Here is a 25,925-nt window from a genome sequence, read left to right as displayed (position 1 = left end):
CGCCCCGATCCGGCACGCTCGCCCCGATCGTTGCGCTCGCCCCGATCGGCACGCTCGGCACGCTCGCCCCGATCGGCACGCTCGGTGGTCCGCTCGCCCCGCTCGGTGGTCCGCTCGCCCCGGTCGGCACGCTCGGTCCGCTCGCCCCGGTCGGCACGCTCGGTCCGCTCGCCCCGCTCGGTCCGCTCGGCGCGCTCCGGACGCTCGGCCCGGTCGCGGCGGTTCTCGCCACGGTCGGCCCGCTCGCCGGCTTCCGCCTCGTCGGTACGCGTCTCGGTCGCACGCGTCTCGGTCGCACGCCCCTCGGTCGCACGCCCCTCAGCGGGGCGCGCCTCGGTGGCACGGGCCTCCGCCGTTGCGGTCCGGCTCCGCCGGGTGCGGCTACGGCCCTCGGTCTCGGCGGCCGGCTCGGCCGGCGCCTGCTCGGCACCGCGTCCTTCGGCTGCCGGCCGGTCGGCGGTCTCCCGCACCTCGGCGCGCACTCCCTCACGGGTCGGGGCGGCCGCGGCCGCGACCTCGGCCCGTGGTCGAGGGGTCCCGGCGGCGTTGCCGCCCTGCCGCTCGGAAATCGCGGCGATCAGCTCGCCCTTGCGCATGCGAGCCGTGCCGGAGATGCCGAGCGACGCAGCCAGGCTTTGCAGCTCTGGCAGCAGCATCGCCGACAGACCGGTGCCGCTACGCCGACGACGGGCGGGAGCGGCGGCGGTGGCATCGCCAGCGACGTTGGAAACATCCGACGTCACGTCGGTGGTGTCGCTCAATGGATTCCTTCCCTCGATAAGGCCGGGACTGCCCGGAGTCGGAGCTCAGGTGGCCGGGCGGCCTCGGTGCACCCGCCTCGCAAGGACGCGTCGCGGGAGTCTGTGACACAGCAGCCGGTCGGTATCCCGACTCACCAACGTCGGTGAGCAGGTCTCGCCGTCTGCGGCGACCTGTGGAAACTGCGGTGCGGCGTGGGCCTTTGGCAGGGGTAGACGGGCTGACCGCCGAGAGCTTCGGGGGTGCGCCGCCCCGCAGGAGATCGCGTGCTTCGCGGCTGTGCTAGGTCTAGAGCGTAATCAACTCTTCCGACCTGCGGCAACAGGGTCCCGCTCGGCGTGTCCAAGTCTACCCCGCGCAACCCTCGCGCCGCTGACGTCTATCGGTAACTGCCAGATCTCCCAGTCTGTTCCCACTGGGAAGCCCGCTGGAGGCTCGCTGAGCGCCAGCACAGTCGGCCCCGCCCCACTGACCACAGCTGCCACATCGGCCGCTCGCAACGCGCTGACCAGGGCAGATGTGCCCTGCATCCCGGCTGCGCGGTAATCCTGATGGAGCCGGTCGACGGTGGCCGGCAGCAGCAGGGTCGGGTCCGTGGTGAGCGCGTGCACCAGCAGCGCTGCCCGCCCGGCGGTCAACGCGGCGTCACCGTGCGGCACTGTTGCCGGCAGAGCCGCCCGCGCGGTCGCTGTCAAACCGCGTTCCGCCGGAACGAAAACGGTGGGCCGCACCGCGGCGGCGACCGGCAGGGAGACCGCCCGGGCGCCGCCCGGCTCGGACCAGGCCACTGTGAAACCGCCGAGCAGGCACGGCGCCACATTGTCCGGGTGACCCTCGATCTCGGCGGCCAACCGCAGCGCCCCGGCGTCGTCGAGGCGGTGCTCACCATCGACGACCAGGGCACGGGCCAGCAGCACTCCGGCGACGATCGCCGCGGACGAGGAGCCCAACCCACGTGCCTGGGGGATCCGGTTGACGCACTCCACGCTCAGCCCTGCGGGGTGGGCCCCGAGCACGTCGAACGCGGCACGCATCGCCCGCACCACCAGGTGCCGGTCGTCGTCGGGCAGCTCGCCGGCGCCCTGCCCGGTCACTGCCACCCGGACACCACCCGAGGCGACCTCGGCGGCCACGTCGTCGTAGAGCCCGAGGGCGAGGCCCAGCGCGTCGAAGCCTGGACCCAGGTTGGCGCTGGTCGCGGGGACCCGGACCCGGACCGGCTCGGGGGTGAAGTTCGTCGGCACGCGCTCATGCTAGGGCTCGGGACCGACGAACCGGCCCCGCGCCCGCTGCCTGGGACCGCCGAGTTCAGCCGGCCGGGTTCGGGACCGGCTCGGCGGTCGGATCGGTGAGCGACAGCCGGCGGGTGGCGATCCGCCAGCCGACCGCGTACACGAGGGTGATCAGACCGCAGCCGGCGAGCACCACCCGTTCGTCGACCGAGTCCACCACCAGGGCCACCGCCAGTTGGCTCACCGAGATCGCCAGCGTCGCCAGCATCATGTCGGTGGCGAAGACGCGGCCGCGCAACCGGTCCGGGACCTCACCCTGGAGGGCGAAGTTCGACATCACCCAGTTGCTGCCACCCGCGAAGTGCGCCACGAAGACCAGCAGCAGCACCAGCGGAAACCATCGCACCACCGAGGTGCCCAGGTAGGACAGGCCGTACAGCGACATGGACAGCGCGAGCCCGGGCAGCAGCCAGGCCCGGTTTGTCAACACCCGGCGCATCAGGATCGGCCCGACCAACGCTCCCGCGCCGCGTACCGCGAAGAGCAGCCCGGCACCGAGCGGGCCGACACCGTACACGCCGGCCAGGAGCGGAAACACTGTCAGCACGCCGTTGCCCAGGCCCACCGCCGACTTGACAGTGACGAGCGCGAGCACCCGGGGGCGGTGACCGATGTAGCCGAGCGCCTCGCGGACCGCCGACCAGGTCCGCTGGGGCGGTTGGCTGGCGTCCCGGGGTGCCTGCAACGGCCGGCGGATCCGGGTGGCGAGGCCCGCGGCCACCGCCAGGCCCACCGCCGCCACCCAGAAACAGACGTACGGGCCGGCAGCGGTGCTCAGCACGCCGCCGAGCGAGGCGCCGACAACTGTCATGGTGCCCCAGGCCGAACCGGCGACAGCGTTGCCAGCGGCCAGTTCGTGTGGCTCCAGCACGTTGGGCAGCGCGGCCTGGGCAGCCGGCGAGTAGAACGCCTTGGCGACCGCCACCACGCCGATCGCGACCAGCGCCAGCCACGCCGTTCCGGCGTCCCGCACGCCGAGCAGCAGCAGCACGCCCGCCAGCGCGGCCACGTTCGCGACGATCATGATCTTGCGGCGGTCGAAGCGGTCGGCGATCGTGCCGGTGTACGGCAGCAGCAACGCCACGATGCCGGTGTCCACCGCCAACACCAGCGCGCCCCAGACGCCGCTGCCGGTCAGGTGCGGCAGCAGCACCAGCAGGGGCACCATGACGAACCAGTCGGCGCCGAAGACCACCAACTCGGCGAGAAACAGATTGCGGAAGCTCCGATTGCCGGTCAGAACCGAGAGGGTGGACGTCACGGAGCGCGACCCTACCTGGTCGGCGCCGGACCCACACCCGCTCCCAGCAGCGCCGAAACCGTGACGAAGGTGTAACCGCGCGACCGGAGTCCGTTGATCATGTCGGTGAGACCCCGCAGTGCGACAAGCCGCCGGTGCGCCCCCACATCATGGCCGAGCACTATCGTTCCCGGTCGGACCTCGCTGACGATGCGCTGGGCGTGACCGGCCGGATCGTCGGGGAACTCGCGCTCCACCATCTGCAACGACCAGAGCACCAGCCGATAGTCCAGCCGTGCCGCCGCGTGCAGCACCGCCCCGCCCAGGTGGCCGTACGGCGGGCGCAGAAGCACCGGCGGCGCCCCGGTCAGGTCGGCGATCGCGTCGTGGCTGCGGCGCAGGTCGTCGTACGCCTCGGCGGCGTTCACTTCGGCCAGGTCCCGGTGCCCCCAGCTGTGGTTGCCCACCTCGTGCCCGCTGAGCCGGTCGCGGACGACGGCCGCGTGCCGGCGGACCTGCGCCCCGACCATGAAGAAGGTGGCCGGAACCCGGTGCCGGGCCAGGGTGTCGAGCACCATCGGAGTCCACTGTGGCGCCGGGCCGTCGTCGAAGGTGAGGGCCACCAGGCGCTGGTTGGTCCTTCCCGACCAGGTGACCTCCAGCGTGCCGGAGCCGACATCCTGCTGGCCGTTACCGAGGGTGGCGCCGGCGGGGCCGCCGGCGATCGGCATCCGGCGATGGGTGGTCCACCACGCCTCGGACGTGACCGCGCCGATGGCCACACCGCCCAGCACCAGCAGACCACGGCGCAGCAGGTCGGGTCGCCCCCTACCGCGCGCGCCCTCGACCATCGCCCCCCACTCCACCCACATCCCCCATCCGTCTACGAGTATGCAAGAAGTAGCACAAAGTATGCGGTGGTCGTGTCGGAGTGTTTTCGGACGAAATGAACCCGGAACGCCCCCGGCGAAAATCCGCCGGGGGCGTTCCGAACTGTGCTGCGACCTACTCGGTCGGCTCCGCCGGAGGCAGCGGTGAGGTACGGCTACGCGGCAGCCGCAACACCTCGAACTGGTCCGTACCCTCCACCAACGCGGCCGACGGCGCGGGCCGCCCAGCCGGCTGCGCACCCTCGGCCGCGGCCGGGGCGGGCGCGCCGCTCGGCACCGCAACCTGGTTCGGAGCTGGCACCTCGTCGGTCTCCGTCGTGGTCACCGCCGACCCCCCGGAGCGCCGCCGAGCGCGCCGACCCCGCAGCGACTCCTTGGTGTGCTCCACCATCGTGTAGAGCGTCGGCACCAGGATCAGTGTGAGCAGCGTCGAGCTGAGCAGACCACCGATCACCACGACCGCCAGCGGCTGAGAGATGAAGCCGCCCTCACCGGTCAACCCGAACGCCATCGGCAGCAGCGCGAAGATGGTCGCCACCGCCGTCATCAGGATCGGGCGCAGCCGGCGACGGCCACCTTCGACCACCGCCTCCCGGACCCCCATGCCCTGCGCCCGGTACTGGTTGATCAGGTCGAGCAACACGATCGCGTTGGTCACCACGATGCCGACCAGCATCAGCACACCGATCAGCGCCGGCACACCGAGCGGCGTCCCGGTGATCAACAGCAGACCGATCGCACCGGTCGCCGCGAACGGGATGGAGATCAGCAGGATCAGCGCCTGGGTGAGGCTGCGGAACGTGGCCACCATGATCAGGAAGACGATGGCGATCGCGGCCAGCACCGCCAGGCCCAGGTCCGCGAAGGCGTCCGCCTGGTCCGCGCTGACACCACCGATGGTGAAGCTCGCACCCGGCACGTTGATGCCGTCCAGCCGCTTCTGCAACTCCTGGCTGGTAGCGCCCAGGTTCGAGCCGGTCGCCGCGCCGGTCACCGACACGCTGCGCTCACCGTCGATCCGGGTGACCTGCTGCGGGCCCTCGCCCTGGGTGACCTGCGCGATGTCGCCCAGCTTGACCGGACCAACCGGCAGTGCCCGCAGCTCATCCACAGTCATCGGCGGCTGCGTGCCCAACCGCAGCACCACGTTCTGCTGCTGGCCGTCGAGCGCTACCTGACCCAGCGGCGCTCCCCGGAACGCCTGCGACACGAGCTGCCCCACGGCGGCCTCGGTGAGCCCGACCCGACCGGCGGCGACCCGGTCGACCACCACGTCGACCCGCGGCACCCGCGCGGCCAGGCTGGTGGAGACGTCCTCGACGTCCGGGACGCCGGCCATCGCGGCCCGCGCCTCCTCGGCGGCCCGGGTCAGCGCCTCCGGGTCGCTGGCCTGGACGATCACCTCCAGCTGGCTGGTCGACGCCTCCTGCCCGCCACCGAAGCTGATCTCACCCACACCGGCGCCGAGCTTGTCGAACTCCTTGCGCAACACCTCACGCATCTGCTTCGCGTCGGTGTCACCGTCGAGCGCCAGCGACCAACTGGCGACGTTGTTGCCGCCGCCGCCCGCCCACGGGTTGTCCCCACCGCCAGCTGTCACCTGGTACGTCTCGACACCGTCGGTGCGGGACAGCACCGACTCGACCTGCTTGGCCGCCGCGTCGGTGGCCGCCAGACCACTGCCGGCCGGCAGCTCCTGGCTCATGTTGAGGGTGTCCTGGCCGGAGTCGTCCAGGAAGTTGGTCTCCAACTTCTGCGCCAGACCGAAGGTGCCGAACAGCACCAGCAGGCCGAGCCCGACGGTGATCCAACGGGTCGACCGCTTTCGGGTGGCGAACCCGATCACCGGCAGGTACGCCCGCTGCAACGGGCTGCGCAGCTCCTTCTCCTCAGCGGCGTGCCGTACGGCCTCGTCGTCGGCGGTGCCGCCGCGCGGCTTGAGGAACCAGTACGCGAGAACCGGGATGACTGTCAGCGACACCAGCAGCGAGGCGAGCAGGGCCACCGTCACGGTGATCGCGAACGGCGCGAAGAGCTGGCCCACGAACCCGCCGACCAGCGCGATCGGCGCGAACACCGCCACCGTGGTGAGGGTGGACGCGGTCACCGCGCCAGCCACCTCCCGGACGCCGGTGATGATGGCGTGCCGCTTCTCCTCGCCGTACTCCAGATGTCGTTTGATGTTCTCCAACACCACGATCGAGTCGTCGACCACCCGACCGACCGCGATGGTCAACGCGCCCAGGGTGAGCAGGTTGAGCGAGTAGTCACCGATCCACAGGGCGATCAGCGCCACCAGCACGGACAGCGGGATGGAGACCGCGGTGACCACCGTCGAGCGCACCGACAGCAGGAAGACCAGGATGACGATGACCGCCATCACCAGGCCCAGCAGGCCCTCAGTGGTCAGCGACTCGATCGACTTCTCGACGAACGGCGCCTGGTCGAAGACCACGGTCAGCTCCGCGCCGGAGGCGTCCTTCAGGTCGTCGAGCCGGTCCCGGATCTCGTGCGAGATCTCCACGGCGTTGCCGTCCGGTGCCGCGGTGACAGCGATACCGAGGCTGTCCTTGCCGTTGGTCCGGGTGATCGCCGTGGCCGGGGCGAGTTGCTGCTCGACCGTCGCCACGTCACCGAGGCGGACGGGTGCCGCGGCCGGAACGACCACGATGCCGCGCAGCTCCTCCAGGGTGGAGATCGGGGTGCCGACCTGCACCGGGAGGGCCAACGCGCCGTCGGTCACCGCGCCGGCCGGAACCGCCACGCCGTTGGTCTTCAGCGCCGCGCCGATCGCCGTCGGCTGGATCTTCGCGGCAGCCAACTTCGCCGGGTCCGGGGTGACCACCACGACGTCGTCGCGGGTGCCGGTCACCTCGACAGTGCGTACCCCCTCGATGCCCTCAAGCTCCGGCACCACAGTCGCGCGCAGCTTCTCGGCGAGCGCCCGCTCGTCCCCAGCGCCGGCCGCGGCCAGCACCACCGCCGGAAGGTCGTCGGTGCTACCCGCGATGACCTGCGGGTCGACGTTCTCCGGCAACTGGGAGTCGATCCGGCTCAGCGCGGTCTGCATCTTGTTGACCACGTCGTCGAGGTCGGTGCCGAACTCGTACGTCACCTGGACGGTGGCCGCCCCCTCGCGGGAGGTGGAGGTGACCTGGTCCAGCCCCGGGATGCCCTGGAGGGCGTTCTCGATCGGCTCGGTCACCTGCGACTCGACGATCTCGGGGCCGGCGCCGGGGTAGGGGGCCACGATGAACGCGGCCGGGAACTCGAGCGACGGCAGCAGTTGCTGCTTCAGCGACGGCACGGCGAACACTCCGAACACCGTGGTCACCACCGCGATGAGGGCAATCAGCCCTCGGTTGGCGAGGCTGAATCTGGCGAGCAGCGACATCGGCCTGGCTCACTCCTGAACGAGAATGCGGGCGGGGATACCCGAAAGTGTGCCGGACTCGCATACCTCGACCCCCGCCGCCCCCGGCCCGTCCCGCCGTCCGGCTACCCGCCGTCGATCACCACCCGGACGGTGGCCGGCTCAGGCCAGGTCGAGGGCGCGGGCCGCAGCCAGCGGGTCGTTCGCGATGGTCACCGGCGCCGGCGCGGTGGAGATCGCCCATTCCGGGTCCTTCAGCCCGTGGCCGGTCACCGTGCAGACCACAGTGGAACCGGGCGGCACCGCGCCCGCCGCGGCCTGCTGCAACAGGCCGGCCACGCTGGCCGCGCTGCCCAGCTCGACGAAGACCCCCACCTCACGGGCGAGCAGGCGGTACGCGGAGAGGATCTCCCGGTCGGTCACCGACGCGATCAGACCTCCCGAGGCGTCCCGGGCATCCAACGCCTTGGTCCAGCTCGCCGGGTTGCCGATCCGGATCGCGGTGGCGATGGTCGACGGCTCCGGCACCACCTGGCCGGTCACGATCGGGGCCGCCCCGGCGGCCTGGAAGCCGTACATCTTGGGCGTCCGGGTGGTGGCGCCGACGGCCGACTCCTCCCCGTATCCCATCCAGTAGGCGGAGATGTTGCCGGCGTTGCCGACCGGCAGGCAGTGGATGTCGGGCGCGTCACCGAGCGCCTCGACGATCTCGAAGGCGGCGGTCTTCTGGCCGTGCAGCCGGTCGATGTTCACCGAGTTGACCAACGCGACCGGGTAGTCCTGGGCGAGCTTGGCGGCAGTCGCGAGGCAGTCGTCGAAGTTGCCGTTCACCTGGAGCAGCTTCGCGCCGTGCACCAGCGCCTGGGCCAGCTTGCCCAACGCGATCTTGCCCTGCGGCACCAGCACGGCACAGGTCAACCCGGCCCGGGCCGCGTACGCCGCGGCGGAGGCACTGGTGTTGCCGGTGGAGGCGCAGATGATGGCCTTGTTGCCGGCCTCGACCGCCTTGGACACCGCGAGGGTCATCCCCCGGTCCTTGAAGGAGCCGGTCGGGTTGGCACCCTCCACCTTGAGGTGCACATCGCAACCGAGCCGGGCGGACAGCACCGGCGCCGGCAACAGCGGCGTGTTCCCCTCGTGCAGCGTGACGACCGGCGTGGCCGCGGTGACCGGCAGCCGATCCCGGTACGCCTCGATCAGACCCCGCCACATGTCGCTCTCCTCGCCTCTACCGCCGCGCCCACCCGAATATCAGGGCCACCTTGGACCAGCCTGCTGGAGTGGTCGATGGCACACCCCGGCTTACCCACCTGGCGGGACGCGCGAGCCGTCCCGTCGATGATGCAACGACTCAGGCGTCGCCCTCGACCCGCAGCACACTGGTCACCGACCGGACGATGTCCAGACCGCGCAGCTCGCCGACGGTCGCGGCGAGCGCGGCGTCCGGTGCCACGTGCGTGACGATGACCAGCTCGGCGTCGCCGTCGCGGCCCGCCGGCCCGCCCGCGGAGCCCTGCCGCACCGTCGCGATCGACACGTCGTGTCGGGCGAACACGCTCGCCACCGAGGCCAGCACACCCGGACGGTCGGCCACGTCGAGGCTCACGTGGTAGCGGGTCAACGCCTCACCCATCGGCCGGACCGCGAGGTCCGCGTACGCGCTCTCGCTGGCCGCGCGCACCCCGGCGAGCCGGTTGCGGGAGACCGCCACCACGTCACCGAGCACCGCGCTGGCGGTGGGCGCGCCACCGGCGCCCCGACCGTAGAACATCAGCTGCCCGGCCGCGTCCGCCTCCACGAAGACCGCGTTGAACGCGTCCCCGACGCTGGCCAGCGGGTGGCTGCGCGGGATCATCGCGGGGTGCACCCGGACGCTGACGGTCTCCCGGCCGGTGGGGTCGACACCTCGGGCCGCGATGCAGAGCAGTTTGATCGTGCAGCCCATCGCCTGGGCGCTGGCCATGTCCGCGGCGGTCACCTCGGTGATGCCCTCGCGGTGCACGTCGGCGGCGCCGACCCGGGTGTGGAACGCCAGCGAGGCGAGGATCGCCGCCTTGGCCGCCGCGTCGAAGCCCTCCACGTCGGCGGTCGGGTCGGCCTCCGCGTACCCCAGGGCGGTGGCCTCTTCGAGGGCCTCGGCGAAGCCGGCGCCGGTCGCGTCCATGGCGGAGAGGATGAAGTTGGTGGTGCCGTTGACGATGCCGGTGACCCGGTTGATCCGATCGCCGTGCAGCGACTCCCGTAGTGGGCGCAGCAGGGGAATGGCCCCGGCCACCGACGCCTCGTAGTAAAGGTCGCCGCCACCCTCGGCCGCCGCCTCGTGCAGGGCCACGCCGTCCTCGGCGAGCAACGCCTTGTTGGCGGTGACCACGCTCTTGCCGGCACGCAACGCCTCGACCAGCCAGCTCCGGGCCGGTTCGATGCCACCGACCACCTCGATCACCACGTCCACGTCGTCGCGCTTGATCAGACCAAGCGCGTCGGTGGTGAAGAGGTCCTCGTCGACCGGCAGGTCACCCCTGTCGCGGCCGAGCCGACGGACGGCGATGCCGGCGATCTCCAGCGGGGCGCCGATCCGCGCGGTCAGGTCGGCCGACTGCTCGTGCAGCAGCCGGACCACCTCCTGGCCGACAGTGCCACAGCCGAGCAGCGCCAAGCGCACAGGTGACGTCATCCCACATCCAATGCCAGCAGATCGTCTTCGGTCTCCCGCCGGACGATCAGGCGCGCCTGGCCGTCGCGCACCGCGACCACCGGCGGCCGGGGCACATGGTTGTAGTTGCTGGCCATGCTTCGGCAGTACGCACCGGTGCCGGGCACTGCGACAAGATCTCCGGGCTGCACGTCGGCGGGCAGGAATTCATCCTTCACCACGATGTCCCCGGACTCACAGTGCTTTCCCACCACGCGGGCGAGCAACGGCTGCGCGGTCGAGGCCCGCGAGGCCAGCGTCGCCGAGTAGGACGCGTCGTACAGGGCGGTGCGGATGTTGTCGCTCATCCCGCCGTCGACGCTGACGTACGTCCGGAGGCCGTCGAGATCCTTGACCGTGCCGACCTCGTAGAGGGTGAACACGGCCGGCCCGACGATGGCCCGGCCCGGCTCGATCGACAGGTGCGGCACGGCCAGGTTCTCCGCCGCGCACTCCGAATCGACGATCTTGCGAAGCCGCTTGGCCAGATCCTGCGGTGTCGCCGGGTCGTCCTGGGTGGTGTACGCGATGCCGAAGCCACCGCCCAGGTCCAGCTCGGGCAGCTCCACCCCGCGCGCGTCGCGGATCTGCGCCTGCAGGGCGAGCACCCGACGGGCCGAGACCTCGAAGCCGCTGGCGTCGAAGATCTGCGAGCCGATGTGCGAGTGCAGACCGCGCAGCTCCAGCACGCCCTCGTCGAGGATCTTGAACGCGGCGTTCGCGGCGGCACCGCCGGCCAGCGAGAAGCCGAACTTCTGGTCCTCGTGGGCGGTGGCGATGAACTCGTGGGTGTGCGCCTCGACGCCCACAGTGACCCGGACCAGCACCCGGGGCCGGACCCCGCGCTCGCGGGCCAGCGCGGTGAGCCGGTCGATCTCGGTGAACGAGTCGACGATGATCCGGCCTACGCCGGCGTCCAGCGCCCGGCCCAGCTCGGCGACCGACTTGTTGTTGCCGTGGAAGCCGATCCGCTCCGGCGGCATTCCGGCCGACAGCGCGGTGGCCAACTCGCCACCGGTGCAGACGTCCAGGTGCAGCCCTTCCTCTGCGATCATCCGGACCACCGCGCGGCAGAGGAACGCCTTGCCCGCGTAGAAGACGTCCTCGGTCGGGAAGGCCGCCCGGAAGTCGCGGCAGCGCGAGCGCAGGTCGGCCTCGTCCAGGACGTACACCGGGGTGCCGAACTCGGCCGCGATGTCGCGGACGCTCAGGCCCGCGACGGCGACCGCGCCGTCGGCGCCGCGCGTCACCGACCGCGGCCACAGCGCCGGCACGAGGGCGTTGACGTCGGCCGGGGCACGTAGCCAGGCCGGCCCCTGGTTGTTGATGTCCGCGTGCAGCGCACCAGCCTCATGAGCCCTCATGTCACATCCTCTCGGGTGCGGAGACGCCGAGCAGGTAGAGACCGTTGGCGATCACCGTGCGGGTGGCGTTGTTGAGCCAGAGCCGAGCGCGGTGCAGGTCGGTGATCTTCTCGTCACCCAGCGGCAGCACCCGGCAGTTGTCGTAGAACCGGTGGTAGGAGGCCGCCACGCTCTCCTCCAGGTAGCGGGCCACCCGGTGCGGCTCCCGCAGCTCGGCGGCCGTCGCCACCACCGCGGGGAACTCGGCGAGCGCCTTGAGCAGCTCGTTCTCCTTCTCGTGGTCGAGCAGCTCGGGGCGGAACGCGTCGGCGTCGCCCGGAACCAGCCCCACCTCGGCGGCGTTGCGGGCCACGCCCGCCGTCCGGGCTGCCACGTACTGCACGTAGTAGACCGGGTTGTCGCGGGTCGCCCGGGTCCACAGCTCGATGTCGATGTCGATCGGGGAGTCGCTGGAGTAGCGGGCCAACGCGTACCGGGAGGCGTCCACGCCGATCGCCTCGACCAGGTCCTCCAGCGTGATCACGGTGCCGGCCCGCTTGCTCATCCGCATCGGCGCGCCGTCGCGCAGCAGGTTGACCAGCTGCCCGATGAGGATCTCCAGGTTGCGCTCCGGGTCGTCGCCGAAGCAGGCGGACATCGCCTTCATCCGGCCGATGTAGCCGTGATGGTCGGCGCCCAGCATGATCACGACCCGCTCGAAGCCGCGCTCGCGCTTGTCCAGGTAGTAGGCGCAGTCAGCGGCGAAGTACGTCCACTCGCCGTTGGACTTGCGCAGCACCCGGTCCTTGTCGTCCCCGAAGTCGGTGGTGCGCAGCCAGGTGGCGCCCTCGGACTCGTAGAGGTGCCCCTGCTCGCGCAGCCGATTCAACGCCAGGTCGAGCTCACCCCGGTCGTGCAGGTCCTTCTCGTTGAAGTAGGTGTCGAACTCCACCCCGAAGTCGCGCAGCGAGCTGCGGATCTCGTCGAACATCAGCGCGACGCCCTCGACCCGGAAGACCTCCTGGGCGGCGTCGTCGTCGAGCGAGCTCACCTCCGGCCGGCGGGCCTGCACCTCGGCGGCGATCTCGGCGATGTACGCCCCGCCGTAGCCGTCCTCCGGTGCGGGCTCACCCTTGGCGGCGGCGAGCAGCGACCGGGCGAACCGGTCGATCTGCGAACCGGCGTCGTTGAAGTAGTACTCGGTGCCGACGTCGGCGCCGGTGGCCCGCAGCAGCCGGCTCAGCGCGTCACCGACGGCCGCCCAGCGGACCCCGCCGATGTGCACCGGCCCGGTCGGGTTGGCCGAGACGAACTCAAGGTTGATCTTTTCGCCGGCGAGCCGGTCACTGCGGCCGTACTCCGCGCCGGACTCCACGATCACCCGCGCGAGCTGGCCGGCCGCGGCGGCGTCGAGCCGGATGTTCAGGAAGCCCGGCCCGGCGATTTCCACCGATTTGACACCCTGCGCCCGGCCCAGCTCGTCGGCCAGGGCCGTCGCCAGCTCCCGGGGCGGGACGCCCACCTTCTTGCTCAACTGCAGCGCGAGCGTCGAGGCGTAGTCGCCGTGCTCGGGGTTGCGCGGTCGCTCCACCACGGTGCTCGCCGGCAGCGCGGCGCGGTCGAGCCCACGCTGCTCGAAGACGGCGTGGGCGGCGGCAAGGACGACCGAGGCTAGTTCTGCAGGAGTCACCCAACCATGTTATCGGGGGTAGACTCGGGCACTCGGCGGCTCCCCTGCGCGTCATCCGGCCCGCCACTCCCCTGACCGACCGACTTGACGAGGCACGATGAGCATCAGCACCCCGGGTGGCCCTGAGCGCCGCCCGACCGTGGTCAGCACCGGCAAGAAGCCGGCCGCGGGCCGGCCGGCGCCCGGCGCCAAGGCCGGTTCCGGCAAGCCGACGGGCTCCCCCCGGGCTGGGGGCAAGGGCCCGCGCAAGCCGGTCACCCCGGTCAAGGTGAGCCAGGGCCGCGCGTGGGGGCCGATCGCGCTCTTCGTCGCGGTCGGCGTGCTCGCGGCCGGCATCATCGGCTACGGCGCCTGGGCGTCGTTCCAGGGCTCCAAGCCGTGGGACAAGCGGGCCAACGCCATCGAGGGCATCGTCAACATCCGCAAGACCGACAAGGCGAGCCTCGAATACGAGTCGCACAAGTCGGGCCCGCTGACCTACAAGTACTCGCCGCCCGTTGGTGGGGTGCACAACGCCGCCTGGCAGAACTGCATGGGCGACGTCTACGACGCCCCGATCGCCAGCGAGCACGCGGTGCACAGCCTGGAGCACGGCGCGGTGTGGATCACCTACCGCCCGGACCTGCCCAAGGACCAGGTCGACAAGCTCGCCAGCAAGGTGCGCGGTGTCGAAAAGACGCTGATGAGCCCGTACGAGGGCCTGGACAAGCCGATCTCGCTTCAGGCCTGGGGCTACCAGCTCAAGGTCGACAACGCCGACGACTCGCGGATCGACGAGTTCATCAAGGACCTGCGGGTGAACGCCTCCGTCGAGGGCCCGACGGCGCTCTGCAACACCGGCATCACCGCCACCGGCACCACGCCGCGTGAGCTCCAGCAACAGCAGCAGCCCACCCAGTAAGGACGGCAATGACCGCTCCGGCGACCACCGACAGCGAGTACGACGAGATCCCGGCCGCCCCGGACGAGGGCGGCCGGGCCCCGGCGTCGCGCTACGGCGTGCTGGCGCTCGCCATCATGCTGGTGGTGGGGCTCCTCCTCGGGTACGCCGGCGGTCTGCTCACCCCGCGGCTCACCCGACCCGGTGACGCCTCGGTCGAGGCGGGCTTCGCCCGGGACATGACGACCCACCACGCGCAGGCGGTGGAGATGAGCCTGGTCGCGTACCGGTCGGCGACCCTCCCCGAGGTGCGCCAGATCGCCGTCGACATCGCCACCGGGCAGCAGGGCGAGATCGGCGCGATGCAGACCTGGCTGCGCGAGTGGGGCCTCAGCCCGACCGGGTCGAACCCGCCGATGTCGTGGATGTCCGACGGGGCCACAGTCAAGGACGGCCTGATGCCGGGCATGGCCACGCCGCAACAGATGACCGCCCTGCGCAACGCTCAGGGCATCGAGGTCGACAGGCAGTTCCTGACCCTGATGTACGCCCACCACCTGGGCGGCATCCACATGATCGACGCGGCGCTCGGCGCGACCGACAACGCCGAGGTGGTGCGGGTGGCACAGACGATGAAGAACACCCAGCAGACCGAACTGAACAACCTCCGGCAGCTCCAGGCGCAGGCCAAGGGCTGACCGACCGGACGGGCGCACCTGGCCCGCGTCCCCGCCGATCCGTGGCGGTGACGCGGGCCGCACCATGCCGAGCGCATGTACCCGCCCACACCGACCCCGCACGGCCGTTGATCGACTCGGCTTTCAGGAAACCGCGCTGTCCACCCGATCGGGACACCCCGACTTCAGGGAACCCGAGACGATCAAGACGGCCGAACCCGTCGCGTATGGCCTGAACATCCTTTTCGTCCCTTGTGGGCGTATTGCGTGGCACAGGCGATTACGTTGCTTAGAGAGTTTTCTCCCCACATATCGTGACCAGTTGCGATTCGGGCTCGTTGCCCAAGACGTGGGGGTTGCACTCAGAGACGCACGGCGCTCGGTCACCAGTTGGTGCCGACGCCACACCATCGGTGGTGACGGGGCGGTGGCAGCCGTCCGTCGCGGACAGCGGCAGGGCGAGCCGGGAATGCTCAGCCGCGAACAGGAACTCGAGTTGATCGACATGCTGCGGGGCGTCCATCCCGACGAGTTCGGCCTGGACGAGGAGTTGTGGACGCGGCAGAGCCTCACCACGCTCATCCAGCGGCGCTTCGAGCTGCCGCTGGACGCCGGCGCGGTCGGGGCGTACCTGCGGGCCTGGGGGTTGGGTCCGCGGGAGCCGCGGGAGCGGGCCTGCGGGCTCTGCGTCAGCGCTGTGGAGCGTTGGGTCCGCAGCGAGTACCCGGGGATCACCCGGGCCGCCCAGGAGCACCTCGCGGAGGTCTACTGGATCGGCCGGGTCCGGTTGCGCGGCACGATGCCGGCCGCAGACGTGATCTCCGCTGTCTCGTCTCGCGGTCGGGTGCGCTTCATGATCACCACGCCGACCGTGGACCCGCCGCTCCCCCGCGACTTCGTGCTGCGGCTCAGCGGCGAGGAGCAGCGCACCGTCCACCTGATAGTGGACGGCTCCTGGCCGCGCAACGAGTGGCCGCGCCGGCTCCCTCGGCGAATCGTCCTGCACCCGCTGCCCAGTTGCGGGCGGGCGGTAGCCGCCTGAGCACCGGGTGGGCCGGTCCGACACGATCGGCTCACCCGATACCGATTCGGCGTACGCAGGGGAGGTTTGCTAGTCTTCTCCAGTCGCTGAGCCCCCGTAGCTCAGGGGATAGAGCACCGCCCTCCGGAGGCGGGGGCGCAGGTTCGAATCCTGCCGGGGGCACCAAGATTGACCAGCACGAGAGGCTCCTGACCAGGAATTCGGTCAGGGGCCTTCATCGTGTCTGGCGGAACACCCGCCAGAATGTCGATCATGCTGTTTCTCGGGTTGCTCCTCGCCGCGCTGGCTGGGGCCGTCATCGCGACCGTCCTCACCGTCCGTGGGTTCCGCGCGTCGGGCCGCCTGCGCACGGCGGCGCTGCTCGTCGGCGCGGGTGCCGTCGCCCTGTATGCCTGGGGCCTGCTGAACGTCGGCTACGCGGTGCTGCAGGCCGAGGACGGTGGCGCCGGATCCGCCCCCGCCGGACCCTGTCGCGAGGCCGGACCACAGGTGGCCAGCCTGGTCGTCGGGTACGACGTCAGCTTCCTGCCGCTGCGCTTCGAGTGCCGCCTCACCGGTGGCGGCGCCTACGTCACCTCGGCCGTGCCCGGGTACGTCAACCAGGGCACGGCCGGTCTCGGTCTGGTCGCCGCCACCTGCGCAGTCCTCGCCACAACGACGGCACGGCGTGTCCGACCGCCGGTGGCCTGACGTCCGGCCGACAGTGGCCGGTCACCTGGCGACGTACGCCGCCAGGTGCTCGCCGGTGAGGGTGGAGCGGGCGGTGACGAGGTCAGTGGGTGTGCCCTCGAAGACGATCCGGCCACCGTCGTGGCCGGCGCCGGGGCCGATGTCGATGATCCAGTCGGCGTGCGCCATGACCGCCTGGTGGTGCTCGATGACGATCACCGACTTGCCGGAGTCGACCAGGCGGTCGAGCAGGCCGAGCAGTTGCTCGACGTCGGCCAGGTGCAGGCCGGTGGTCGGCTCGTCCAGGACGTAGACGCCGCCCTTCTCCGCCATGTGGGTGGCCAGCTTGAGCCGTTGCCGCTCCCCGCCGGAGAGGGTCGTGAGCGGCTGGCCCAGGCTCAGGTAGCCGAGCCCGACGTCGGCGAGCCGGTCGAGGATGGCGTGCGCTGCCGGCGTACGCGCCTCGCCGGCGCCGAAGAACTTCTCGGCCTCCGTCACCGACATGGCGAGCACCTCGCTGATGTCGCGACCGCCGAAGCGGTATTCCAGCACCGACGCCTGGAACCGCTTGCCCTCGCAGTCCTCGCAGGGGGCGGCGACGCCCGCCATCATCCCCAGGTCGGTGTAGATGACACCGGCGCCGTTGCAGCTCGGGCAGGCACCCTCGGAGTTGGCGCTGAACAGCGCCGGCTTCACACCGTTGGCCTTCGCGAACGCCTTACGGATCGGGTCGAGCAACCCGGTGTACGTGGCCGGGTTGCTGCGCCGCGAGCCACGGATCGCGCCCTGGTCGATCGACACCACTCCCGCGCCGGCCGGGATCGAGGAGTGCACGAGCGAACTCTTGCCGGAGCCGGCGACGCCGGTCACGACGACGAGCACCCCGAGGGGTACGTCGACGTTCACGTCCTGGAGGTTGTTGGCAGTGGCGCCCCGGATCTCCAGCTTGCCGGTGGGCGTCCGCACCGTCTCCCTGAGGGCCGCCCGGTCGTCGAGGTGACGGCCGGTGATGGTGCCGCTGGCCCGCAGACCTTCCACGGTGCCCTCGTAACAGACCGTCCCGCCCTCCGTGCCGGCGCCGGGCCCGAGGTCGACGACGTGGTCGGCGATCGCGATGGCCTCCGGCTTGTGCTCGACGACCAGCACTGTGTTGCCCTTGTCGCGCAGTTGGAGCAGCAGCTCGTTCATCCGTTGGATGTCGTGCGGGTGCAGCCCGATCGTCGGCTCGTCGAAGACGTAGGTGACGTCGGTGAGCGAGGAGCCGAGGTGGCGGATCATCTTGGTGCGCTGCGCCTCACCCCCGGAGAGGGTGCCCGATGGTCGGTCGAGCGACAGGTAGCCCAGCCCGATCTCCTCGAACGAGTCGAGGAGGTGTTGCAGGCCGGCCAGCAACGGGGCCACCGACGGCTCTTCGATCCCGCGCACCCAGGCGGCCAGGTCGCTGATCTGCATCGCGCACGCGTCGGCGATGTTCCTGCCCTTGATCTTCGACGACCGGGCCTCCTTGCTGAGCCGGGTGCCGGCACACTCGGGGCAGGTCGTGAAGGTCACCGCGCGCTCCACGAAGGCGCGGATGTGCGGCTGCAACGCGTCGATGTCCTTGGCGAGGAAGGACTTCTGGATCGAGGGGATCAGGCCCGCGTACGTCAGGTTGATCCCGTCGATTTTGATCTTGGTGGGCTCCCGGTGGAGCAGGTCGTGCAGCTCCCGCTTGGTGAACTTGGCGATCGGCTTGTCCGGGTCGAAGTAACCGCAGCCCCGGAAGATCCGGCCGAACCAGCCCTCCATGCTGTAACCCGGGATGGTGATCGCGCCCTCGTTGAGCGAGAGGCTGTCGTCGTAGAGCGCCGACAGGTCGATGTCGGTCACCGCGCCCATGCCCTCGCACCGCGGGCACATGCCGCCGAGACGGTTGAAGGTCGCCTTCTCGGTCTTCGTCTTGCCGGCGCCGCGATCGACTGTGATCGCCCCGGTCGCCTTCACCGAGGGAACATTGAAGGAGTACGCGTTGGGCGAGCCGATGTGCGGCTGCCCGAGCCGACTGAACAGGATGCGCAGCATCGCGTTGGCGTCGGTGGCGGTGCCGACCGTGGAGCGGGAGTTCGCGCCCATCCGCTCCTGGTCCACGATGATCGCCGTGGTCAGGCCATCCAGCAGGTCGACCTCGGGCCGCGCCAACGTCGGCATGAAGCCCTGCACGAAGGCGCTGTAGGTCTCGTTGATCATCCGCTGCGACTCGGCAGCGATGGTGCCGAACACCAGCGAGCTCTTGCCGGAGCCGGAGACACCGGTGAACACAGTCAGCCGCCGCTTCGGGATCTCGACGCTGACGTCCTTGAGGTTGTTCACCCGCGCGCCCTGCACCCGGATCAGGTCGTGGCTGTCGGCGACGTGCGGCGCGGACGGCTGGATGGCCGTGCTCATCGTGTCTCCATCTGTCGGGCGCGCAGGACTCAGCGCACTTCCTGGATGCGGACCATATTGCCCGCCGGGTCCCGGAAGGCACAGTCGCGCACGCCGTACGGCTGCTCGGTCGGCTCCTGGACGACCTCGGCGTCGCTGGCCTCCAGCTTGGCGAAGGTGGCGTCGAGGTCGGTGGTGGCGAGGTTGACGCCGAAGTAGCTGCCCTTGGCCATCAGCTCAAGGATTGTCTGGCGCTCTTCGTCGGTGATGCCGGGGTTGGCGGCCGGCGGGTGCAGGACGATGGCAGTGCTGGGCTGGCCGACCGGCCCGACCGTGATCCACCGCATCCCCTCGTATCCGACGTCGAGGCGGACCTCGAAGCCGAGGATGTCGCGGTAGAAGACCAGCGAGGCCTCCGGATCGGTGTGCGGAAGGAAACTCGAGTGAATGGTGATGTCCATGCTGGTCACGCTAGTTGCGGCTCGGTGACCCGCGCTTCTCGATTCCTGACCGGTCTGGTCACCTGCTTCGCCACACACGACGGCATTCCGGCCGTCGCCTGCGCCGCCTGCCGCCGGTAGACGCTGGGTGGAACGCCCACCAGCTCGGTGAAGCGGGTGCTGAAGGTGCCCAACGACGAACAACCGACGGCGAAACAGACATCGGTGACGCTCAGGTCGCCACGGCGCAACAGGGCCATCGCCCGCTCGATCCGGCGGGTCATCAGGTAGCTGTACGGAGATTCGCCGTAGGCGAGCCGGAACTCGCGGCTGAGGTGCCCGGCGGACATGTGCGCGCCACGGGCGAGCGCCTCGACGTCCAACGGAGACGCGTACTCCCTGTCGATCCGATCGCGGACCCGGCGCAGCCGCGCCAGGTCGGCCAGTCGCTGGGTCGCGTCGGATTTGCTGCTCACCTGCGAAATCGTGCCACAACCCACCGACAATCCGCCGCTCGCCGGGCGCGCGGGCGGGGCCCGACGAGCCGGTCAGCCAGCCTCGCGGCGGGCGCGGGCCCGGCGCTTCCCCTCGTGCATGGCCTGCACCCGGGCCACCGGGATGGTCCGGCCCTCGGCGACCAGATCGGCGGGGAGCTGTTGCGGGGCCGGCATCAGCGCGGCCCACGGGTCGCCGTCGGCGAGCAGTGCGGGCGCGGTCCGAATGGTGAAGTCGGCGGGCGTCACCTCGGTCAGGTCGGCCCAGTCGACAGGGAACGAGACAGGCATCCCCGGTCGCAGCCGGGGGCTGTACGCGGCGGCCACCGTCGCCCCGCCCGCCCGGGTGGCGTCCACGAAGACCCGGCCACCCCGGTCCTCCTTGATGTACGCCGTGGTGGCCAGCGCCGGGTCGAGCCGCTCGGCGCGGACGGCGAGCGCCCGGGTGGCGGCTGACAACTCCTCGGCAGTGGGTTCGTCGGTCACCGGGACGAAGACGTGCACGCCCTTGGCACCGCTGGTCTTGACGGCGCCGGCCAGGCCGGCATCGGCGAGCGCCTGACGGACCAGCAGGGCGGCGTCGACAGCCGCGCGGAACCCGTCGCCGTCCGGCGGGTCCAGGTCGAGGATCAGGTGGGTGGGGCGGTGCAGGTCCGCCACGGTGGCCAGCGTCGGGTGGTACTCCACCGCCCGCTGGTTGGCGAACCAGAGCAGGGTGCGGCGGTCGTCGCAGAGGGCGTACGAGATCTCCCGGTGCGACGCCTCCGCCCAGACCGGCGCCCGGCGGACCCAGTCCGGGGTGTAGCGGGGCAGGTTCTTCTGCATGAACGGCGGCTGGCCGGGGCGGACCCTGATCACCGACAGCGGCCGGCCCCGCAACTGCGGGAGGATCCGGTCCCGGACCGCGTCGAGGTAGTCGACCAGGTCACGCTTCGTCGCGTCGTCGCTGTCGGACAGCGGCTGGTCCAGGTTGGTCAGGGCCACGCCGTCCCGGGTCTCGTCAGCCTTGCTCACCCGACCACCCTCCCGGCCTCGCTGCCGTCGGTCAACTGGACGCGGCGCTTCGGTACGGACCGATTCCGGTGCCCACCCCGGCCGGTTCCGACGGGTCGGCCGCCGACGACGGCCCGGCCGGGCATCGGGGCAGTGTGGTCAACGCCACCAGCCATGCGGCGACCACGAGACCGGCGGCCACGGCGAACGCGGTCCGGTAGCCGCCGGCGAGCGCGGCGGTCTCGGCCCAGCCGGCGGCCCGCAGCCCGTCGCTGCGGGTGGCGGCCAGGGTGGCCAGTGCGGCCAGGCCGACCGCTCCGCCGACCTGTTGGGTGGTGTTGGCCAGGCCGGAGGCGAGCCCGGCGTCGGTGTCGGTAGCGCCGGCCATTGCCAGTGTGGTGACCGCCGGCAGGGTCAGGCCGCCGGCCACCCCGAAGATCAACATCGCCGGGAGTACGTCCACGACGTAGCCGCCGTCGGCGGGCAGCCGGGCGAGCAGGAGAAAACCGACGGTCGCCAGGCCGAGCCCGACCAGCAGAACCATCCGGGCACCGAAGCGGGCGATCAGCCGACCGGCCAGGCCGAGCGAGACCACGGCGATCACGACCGGGGTGGGCAGGAAGGCCCAGCCGGTCGCGGCGGCGTCCAACCCCAGCACCAGTTGCAGCTCCACGGCGAGCAGGAACTGGAACCCGAAGTACGCGCAGACCATGAGGAACTGCACGGCGTTCGCCGCCACCAGACCCGGGACGCGCAGCACCCGGGACGGCACCAGCGGGGTCGCCGCCACCCGTTGGCGCAGCGCGAACCCGCCGAGCAGCAGCGCCGCGAGGGCCGCCGCGCCGAGCGTCCGAGGGCTGGCCCAGCCGTGCTCGCCAGTTCCGACGATGCCCAACACGGCGGCCATCAGACCGGCGGTGGCGAGCAACGCGCCGGGCAGGTCCAGGCCGGCGCGCAGGCCGATCCCTCGTTCGGCCGGGAGCCGGCGGAGGGCCGCGATGAGGATGGCCGCCCCGATCGGCACGTTGACCAGGAAGATCGTCCGCCACCCGGCGGCCTGGGTGAGCACCCCTCCGGCGACAGTGCCGACCGAGGCGCCGGCCGCGCCGGTGAAGCTGAAGACGGCGATGGCGCGGGCCCGTTCGGCAGCTTCGGGGTAGAGCCGGACGATCATGCCGAGGCTGACGGCCATGGCCAGCGCGCCGCCGACGCCCTGCCCGAACCGCGCGCCCACCAGCACTGCCGGCCCGGTGGCGACAGCGCAGGCCAGCGAGGCGAGTGTGAACAGCGCGACGCCGGCCAGGAAGACCCTGCGCCGGCCCAGCAGGTCACCGAGCCGGCCGGCGAGCAGCAGCAGCCCGCCGAACGCGACCAGGTAGGCGTTCACCACCCAGGCCAGGCCTGCGGCGCTGAAGCCCAGGTCGCGTTGGATGGCGGGCAGCGCCACCGCGACGACTGTGCCATCCAGGATGATCATCAGGCTGCCGGCGCAGAGCACCAGCAGCGCCGGCCAACGGGATGGGACGACACGTTCCACGGAACCCTCCTTGGTGCACGGTTTGTTACCGAGGTCATCGTCTGTGACCATGAACCGGAGCGGAAGGAGGCACTTTGATGTCCCAGAGGAACAGCGATGTGCCCGCGCTGGTCGAGGCCGAGCTGACCTGCTCGGCCGAGAACGTGCCGTTCACCCCGGGTCAGGCTCGGGCGTGCACAGTCCGCGAGGTGCTCGACCGGGTCGGCGGCAAGTGGAGCATCGGCATCCTGGTGGCCGCCTCGAACGGGCCGGTGCGCTTCACCGAGCTGGAGCGGCACATCGAGGGGATCAGCCGCCGGATGCTCACGCTGACGCTGCGCAACCTGGAACGGGACGGCCTGCTGCACCGCACTGTCTATCCGACCGTCCCGCCCAAGGTCGAATACACCGCCACCCCGATGGCGCTGGAGCTCTACGAGTCGCTGGTAGCGCTGACCAGCTGGGCCGAGCGGCACCGCCGAGCCATCGCCGAGGCCCGGACCACGTACGACGCCCAGCACACCGGCTGAACCGGGCTCGAGTGTGGTGAACGCCACCGCTTCCATCTGACCGATCGGTCAGGGTCTGACCGATCGGTCAGGCATGCTGGTCTGCGGGAGGTGGACCGGGCATGGTCAGAGCGGTACCCGACACGCACGGCGAGATCCTCGCCGCGGCGGCGCGGCAGTTCACGGTGACCGGCTACCGGGGCACCTCATTGCAGGACATCGCCCGGGAGGTCGGCTGCTCCAAGGCCACTGTGCTCTACCACTTCGCCAACAAGGAAGCCCTGCTCGCCGAGCTGATGGCCCCCGCGATCGAGGTGCTCCGCAGCCTCGACGACCAGCTCACCGGCCTGACCGGAGCGGCCGCCCAGGAGGTCGCCGCACAGGGCTTCGTCGACCTCGCGGTCCGGTTCCGGCAGGAGATCGCCGTACTGCGCGGCGAGTTCCCGGAGCTGCTGTGCCAGCCGGCCTTCGCGCACATCCAGGAGATCTCCGACCGGCTGCGGGACGCGTTGGCCGGGCACTCCGACCGGCCGGGCGCCCGGATCGCCGCGCTGGTGCTGCTCGCCGGCATCTCCGAGGCGTGCGCCGAGTTCGCCGACATCCCCGACGACGAGCTGCGCCTCGCCCTGCTCACCCTCGCCCGACGGGCCGTCGAACCCGTCGACGCACCCCTGCCCCATCAACCCACGACCGAGGACAAGGACTCCTGATGGCCACCCTGCTCTACCGGCTCGGCCGGGGCGCGTTGCGCCGGCGACGGCTCGTCGTCGCGCTCTGGCTCGTCGTACTCGTCGCCGCCGGCCTGGCCGCGGCGACCCTGCGCGGCCCGACGGCGAGCAACTTCACCATGCCCGGCACCGAGAGCCAGCGTGCGCTCGACCTGCTGGCCGACCAGTTCCCCGCGGCCAGTGGCGCCACCGGCACCATCGCGCTCAAGGCGCCCGCCGACGGTCAACTGGCCACCCCGCAGGGTCAGGCCGTGGTGCAGGAACTCGTCCAGCAGGCGTCGACACTGCCCGGCGTGGTCGGCGCGGTCAACCCGCTCCAGGTAGGCGCGGTCTCACCCAACGGCCGGTACGCGCTGGTCCAGGTCCAGTTCGCCACCGGCGGCGACGACGTGACCGACGAGCAGCGCACCGCGTACGAGCAGGTCGGCGCAGCGGCCAAGGCGCAGGGCTGGCAGGTCGCCCCCGGCGGTGAGGTGCTCGGTGGCGAGCCGGAGATCGGCTCCACCGAGGCGCTCGGCGTGCTGGTCGCAGCGATCGTCCTGATCATCACGTTCGGTTCCCTGGTCGCCGCCGGCATGACGATGCTCAATGCGCTGATCGGTGTGGGCGCCGGCATGGCCGGACTGTTCGCGCTGAGCGGCGTCGTGCAGCTCACCAGCACCGCGCCGATCCTGGCGCTGATGCTCGGTCTCGCGGTCGGCATCGACTACTCACTCTTCATCACCTCCCGGCACCGGCAGAACCTGCTCGACGGCCTGTCCCCGGAGGAGGCGGTCGGCCGGGCCGTGGGCACCGCCGGCTCGGCGGTGGTCTTCGCCGGCGCCACGGTGGTCATCGCCCTGGCCGGGCTCGCCGTGGTGGACATCCCGTTCCTCACCGTGATGGGTCTCGCCGCCGCCGGCACTGTCACCGTCGCCGTGCTGGTCGCCATCACCCTCCAGCCGGCGCTGCTCGGCTTCGCCGGTCGCCGGGTGCTCCCCCGCCGGCTGCGCTCCGTTGCCACCGCCACCGACGGCACCACCGGTGACGAGGACGACTCGGACGTCACCGACCGGCCGGCCGCGACGACGACCACGACCACGACCGAGGAGCGCAACCGGTTCGGCTTCCGCTGGGCGCGACTGGTCACCCGGTTCCGGGTACCTGTCATCCTGGTCGGCCTGCTCGGCCTGGGGTTGCTCGCGCTGCCCACGCCGGACATGCGGCTGGCCCTGCCGGGCGCCGCGACGGCAGCCGTCGGCTCACCCGCCCGGGTGGCGAACGACCTGACCGTCGAGGGCTTCGGAGCGGGCTTCACCGGCCGGCTCGCGGTGGTGGTCGCCGGTGACACGCCACAGGCCACCTCGGCCGCCGTGCCGCAGGTCACCGCCCTGCTCCAGCGCACCGAGAACGTCCTCGCGGTGGCGCCGCCCCAGCTCAGCCCGGACGGCCGGACCGCACTGCTCGGCGTGGTGCCGAAGACCGGCCCGACCGACGAGGCCACCGAGACCCTGGTGCACGACATCCGTGGCGCGGTGAGCGGGATCCCCGACGCGGACGTGCTGCTCACCGGCGTCACCGCCATCGGCATCGACGTCTCCGAGAAGCTCTCCGACGCGCTACCGATCTACCTGCTGCTGGTGGTCGGGCTCTCGGTGCTGCTGCTGATGCTGGTGTTCCGCTCGCTGCTGGTGCCGATCAAGGCGGCGCTGGGCTTCCTGCTCACCGTCGCCGCAACGTTCGGCATCACGGTGGCCGTCTTCCAGCAGGGACACCTCGCCGACCTCGTCGGCCTGGACACGCCCGGCCCGCTGATCAGCTTCCTGCCGATCCTGCTCATCGGCATCCTGTTCGGGCTCGCCATGGACTACGAGGTGTTCCTGGTGTCCCGGATGCGGGAGGACTTCGTGCACGGTGAGACCGCCCGACAGGCCACCATCAGCGGCATGGGGCACGGCGCACGGGTGGTCACGGCCGCCGCGCTGATCATGATCTCGGTCTTCGGGGGCTTCGTCTTCCTGGAGGACCCGGTGATCAAGTCGATGGGCTTCGCGCTCGCGATCGGCGTCGCCATCGACGCGTTCGTGGTCCGGATGACCATCGTCCCGGCGGTGATGTCACTCCTCGGCGACCGCGCCTGGTGGCTGCCCCGCTGGCTCAACCGCGCCCTGCCCAACGTGGACATCGAGGGCGAGGGCCTGCGCACCCACCTCGAAGACCGCACCCCGACCCGCGTCTAACTCCACACCACCCTGTCGATCATGGAGTTGTGGTGCCCGTCGTGCCCCGATCAGAGGCCTTCGTCACGCACCACAA

General features: G+C 71.2%; 21 protein-coding genes and 1 tRNA gene. 8 read left to right on the top strand and 14 right to left on the bottom strand.

What is annotated here, in order from left to right; all coding sequences use genetic code 11:
- The 9 genes from NIE79_RS23625 to argS all read right to left on the bottom strand — a co-directional run.
- Positions 1–761: Rho termination factor N-terminal domain-containing protein (locus NIE79_RS23625; RefSeq protein WP_238680638.1), on the bottom strand; the 761-nt coding region annotated here is incomplete at its 3' end.
- 297 nt (positions 762–1,058) lie between these two features.
- A complete protein-coding gene (thrB, locus tag NIE79_RS23620; RefSeq protein ID WP_238680637.1) occupies positions 1,059–2,003 on the bottom strand; it encodes a homoserine kinase in 945 nt (314 codons plus the stop codon).
- 64 nt (positions 2,004–2,067) lie between these two features.
- A complete protein-coding gene (locus NIE79_RS23615) occupies positions 2,068–3,312 on the bottom strand; it encodes an MFS transporter (protein WP_238680636.1) in 1,245 nt (414 codons plus the stop codon).
- An 11-nt stretch (positions 3,313–3,323) separates the two neighbouring features.
- Positions 3,324–4,163: a polysaccharide deacetylase family protein gene (locus tag NIE79_RS23610; protein WP_238680635.1), complete on the bottom strand. Its 840-nt coding sequence runs from the start codon at positions 4,161–4,163 to the stop codon at positions 3,324–3,326.
- Positions 4,164–4,296: 133 nt separating this feature from the next.
- Positions 4,297–7,575: an efflux RND transporter permease subunit gene (locus NIE79_RS23605; protein WP_238680634.1), complete on the bottom strand. Its 3,279-nt coding sequence runs from the start codon at positions 7,573–7,575 to the stop codon at positions 4,297–4,299.
- 141 nt (positions 7,576–7,716) lie between these two features.
- Entirely contained in the window at positions 7,717–8,766 is a 1,050-nt protein-coding gene (gene thrC, locus NIE79_RS23600; protein WP_238680633.1) for a threonine synthase, read from the bottom strand.
- Between the two features lie 139 nt (positions 8,767–8,905).
- On the bottom strand, positions 8,906–10,216 hold the full coding sequence (locus NIE79_RS23595) for a homoserine dehydrogenase (protein ID WP_238680642.1): 1,311 nt from the start codon (positions 10,214–10,216) through the stop codon (positions 8,906–8,908).
- Positions 10,217–10,224: 8 nt separating this feature from the next.
- On the bottom strand, positions 10,225–11,610 hold the full coding sequence (lysA, locus tag NIE79_RS23590; RefSeq protein ID WP_238680632.1) for a diaminopimelate decarboxylase: 1,386 nt from the start codon (positions 11,608–11,610) through the stop codon (positions 10,225–10,227).
- 1 nt (position 11,611) lies between these two features.
- Positions 11,612–13,279, bottom strand: a complete 1,668-nt coding sequence (gene argS, locus NIE79_RS23585) for an arginine--tRNA ligase (RefSeq protein ID WP_238680631.1) — start codon at positions 13,277–13,279, stop codon at positions 11,612–11,614.
- Positions 13,280–13,376: 97 nt separating this feature from the next.
- On the opposite strand from argS, the gene NIE79_RS23580 reads away from it, so the two are divergent.
- The 5 genes from NIE79_RS23580 (at position 13,377) to NIE79_RS23560 (ending at position 16,568) form a co-directional block, all read left to right on the top strand.
- Positions 13,377–14,180, top strand: coding sequence for a thioredoxin-like domain-containing protein (locus tag NIE79_RS23580; RefSeq protein ID WP_238680630.1), 804 nt, complete (start codon positions 13,377–13,379; stop codon positions 14,178–14,180).
- A gap of 8 nt (positions 14,181–14,188) precedes the next feature.
- Positions 14,189–14,857 carry a DUF305 domain-containing protein gene (locus tag NIE79_RS23575; protein WP_238680629.1) on the top strand — a complete coding sequence of 223 codons (669 nt, stop codon included), beginning with the start codon at positions 14,189–14,191 and terminating at the stop codon, positions 14,855–14,857.
- Positions 14,858–15,185: 328 nt separating this feature from the next.
- Entirely contained in the window at positions 15,186–15,878 is a 693-nt protein-coding gene (locus NIE79_RS23570) for a winged helix-turn-helix domain-containing protein (RefSeq protein ID WP_238680628.1), read from the top strand.
- 90 nt (positions 15,879–15,968) lie between these two features.
- Positions 15,969–16,043 (top strand) — tRNA-Arg (locus NIE79_RS23565).
- Positions 16,044–16,130: 87 nt separating this feature from the next.
- Complete coding sequence (locus NIE79_RS23560; protein WP_238680627.1) at positions 16,131–16,568, top strand: hypothetical protein; 438 nt, start codon at positions 16,131–16,133, stop codon at positions 16,566–16,568.
- A 21-nt stretch (positions 16,569–16,589) separates the two neighbouring features.
- On the opposite strand, the gene NIE79_RS23555 is transcribed toward NIE79_RS23560, so the two are convergent.
- From NIE79_RS23555 to NIE79_RS23535, 5 genes are all read right to left on the bottom strand, one after another.
- The gene (locus NIE79_RS23555) at positions 16,590–18,971 is read right to left on the bottom strand and encodes an ATP-binding cassette domain-containing protein (RefSeq protein ID WP_238680626.1); all 2,382 of its coding nucleotides are present in this window, start codon (positions 18,969–18,971) and stop codon (positions 16,590–16,592) included.
- Positions 18,972–19,000: 29 nt separating this feature from the next.
- Entirely contained in the window at positions 19,001–19,411 is a 411-nt protein-coding gene (locus NIE79_RS23550; RefSeq protein ID WP_238680625.1) for a VOC family protein, read from the bottom strand.
- Positions 19,412–19,416: 5 nt separating this feature from the next.
- Positions 19,417–19,866, bottom strand: a complete 450-nt coding sequence (locus tag NIE79_RS23545) for a helix-turn-helix transcriptional regulator (RefSeq protein ID WP_238680624.1) — start codon at positions 19,864–19,866, stop codon at positions 19,417–19,419.
- Between the two features lie 72 nt (positions 19,867–19,938).
- Entirely contained in the window at positions 19,939–20,898 is a 960-nt protein-coding gene (locus NIE79_RS23540; RefSeq protein ID WP_238680623.1) for a DNA polymerase domain-containing protein, read from the bottom strand.
- Positions 20,899–20,929: 31 nt separating this feature from the next.
- Positions 20,930–22,414 carry an MFS transporter gene (locus tag NIE79_RS23535; RefSeq protein WP_238680622.1) on the bottom strand — a complete coding sequence of 495 codons (1,485 nt, stop codon included), beginning with the start codon at positions 22,412–22,414 and terminating at the stop codon, positions 20,930–20,932.
- A gap of 74 nt (positions 22,415–22,488) precedes the next feature.
- Between NIE79_RS23535 and NIE79_RS23530 the strand changes: the two genes are divergently transcribed.
- The 3 genes from NIE79_RS23530 to NIE79_RS23520 all read left to right on the top strand — a co-directional run bounded on the left by NIE79_RS23530 (position 22,489) and on the right by NIE79_RS23520 (position 25,849).
- Positions 22,489–22,923, top strand: coding sequence for a winged helix-turn-helix transcriptional regulator (locus NIE79_RS23530; RefSeq protein WP_372471769.1), 435 nt, complete (start codon positions 22,489–22,491; stop codon positions 22,921–22,923).
- Positions 22,924–23,024: 101 nt separating this feature from the next.
- A complete protein-coding gene (locus NIE79_RS23525; protein ID WP_238680620.1) occupies positions 23,025–23,612 on the top strand; it encodes a TetR/AcrR family transcriptional regulator in 588 nt (195 codons plus the stop codon).
- On the top strand, positions 23,612–25,849 hold the full coding sequence (locus tag NIE79_RS23520; protein ID WP_238680619.1) for an MMPL family transporter: 2,238 nt from the start codon (positions 23,612–23,614) through the stop codon (positions 25,847–25,849). Before NIE79_RS23525 ends, NIE79_RS23520 begins: the two co-directional genes overlap by 1 nt.
- Positions 25,850–25,925: the final 76 nt, after the last annotated feature.

Origin of the sequence: Micromonospora trifolii, assembly GCF_022229005.1 — a bacterium.
GTDB lineage: Bacteria > Actinomycetota > Actinomycetes > Mycobacteriales > Micromonosporaceae > Micromonospora > Micromonospora trifolii.
This window is presented reverse-complemented; position numbering and strand designations above follow the sequence as displayed.

What these genes read in the sequence shown, in the direction of transcription:
- NIE79_RS23575 (WP_238680629.1), top strand. Translation starts at nt 14,189, where the DNA reads ATGACCGCTCCGGCGACCACCGACAGCGAGTACGACGAGATCCCGGCC.
- NIE79_RS23610 (WP_238680635.1), bottom strand. Translation starts at nt 4,163, where the DNA reads ATGTGGGTGGAGTGGGGGGCGATGGTCGAGGGCGCGCGCGGTAGGGGG.
- NIE79_RS23605 (WP_238680634.1), bottom strand. Translation starts at nt 7,575, where the DNA reads ATGTCGCTGCTCGCCAGATTCAGCCTCGCCAACCGAGGGCTGATTGCC.
- NIE79_RS23525 (WP_238680620.1), top strand. Translation starts at nt 23,025, where the DNA reads ATGGTCAGAGCGGTACCCGACACGCACGGCGAGATCCTCGCCGCGGCG.
- thrC (WP_238680633.1), bottom strand. Translation starts at nt 8,766, where the DNA reads ATGTGGCGGGGTCTGATCGAGGCGTACCGGGATCGGCTGCCGGTCACC.
- NIE79_RS23560 (WP_238680627.1), top strand. Translation starts at nt 16,131, where the DNA reads ATGCTGTTTCTCGGGTTGCTCCTCGCCGCGCTGGCTGGGGCCGTCATC.
- NIE79_RS23580 (WP_238680630.1), top strand. Translation starts at nt 13,377, where the DNA reads ATGAGCATCAGCACCCCGGGTGGCCCTGAGCGCCGCCCGACCGTGGTC.
- NIE79_RS23555 (WP_238680626.1), bottom strand. Translation starts at nt 18,971, where the DNA reads ATGAGCACGGCCATCCAGCCGTCCGCGCCGCACGTCGCCGACAGCCAC.
- lysA (WP_238680632.1), bottom strand. Translation starts at nt 11,610, where the DNA reads ATGAGGGCTCATGAGGCTGGTGCGCTGCACGCGGACATCAACAACCAG.
- NIE79_RS23550 (WP_238680625.1), bottom strand. Translation starts at nt 19,411, where the DNA reads ATGGACATCACCATTCACTCGAGTTTCCTTCCGCACACCGATCCGGAG.
- NIE79_RS23520 (WP_238680619.1), top strand. Translation starts at nt 23,612, where the DNA reads ATGGCCACCCTGCTCTACCGGCTCGGCCGGGGCGCGTTGCGCCGGCGA.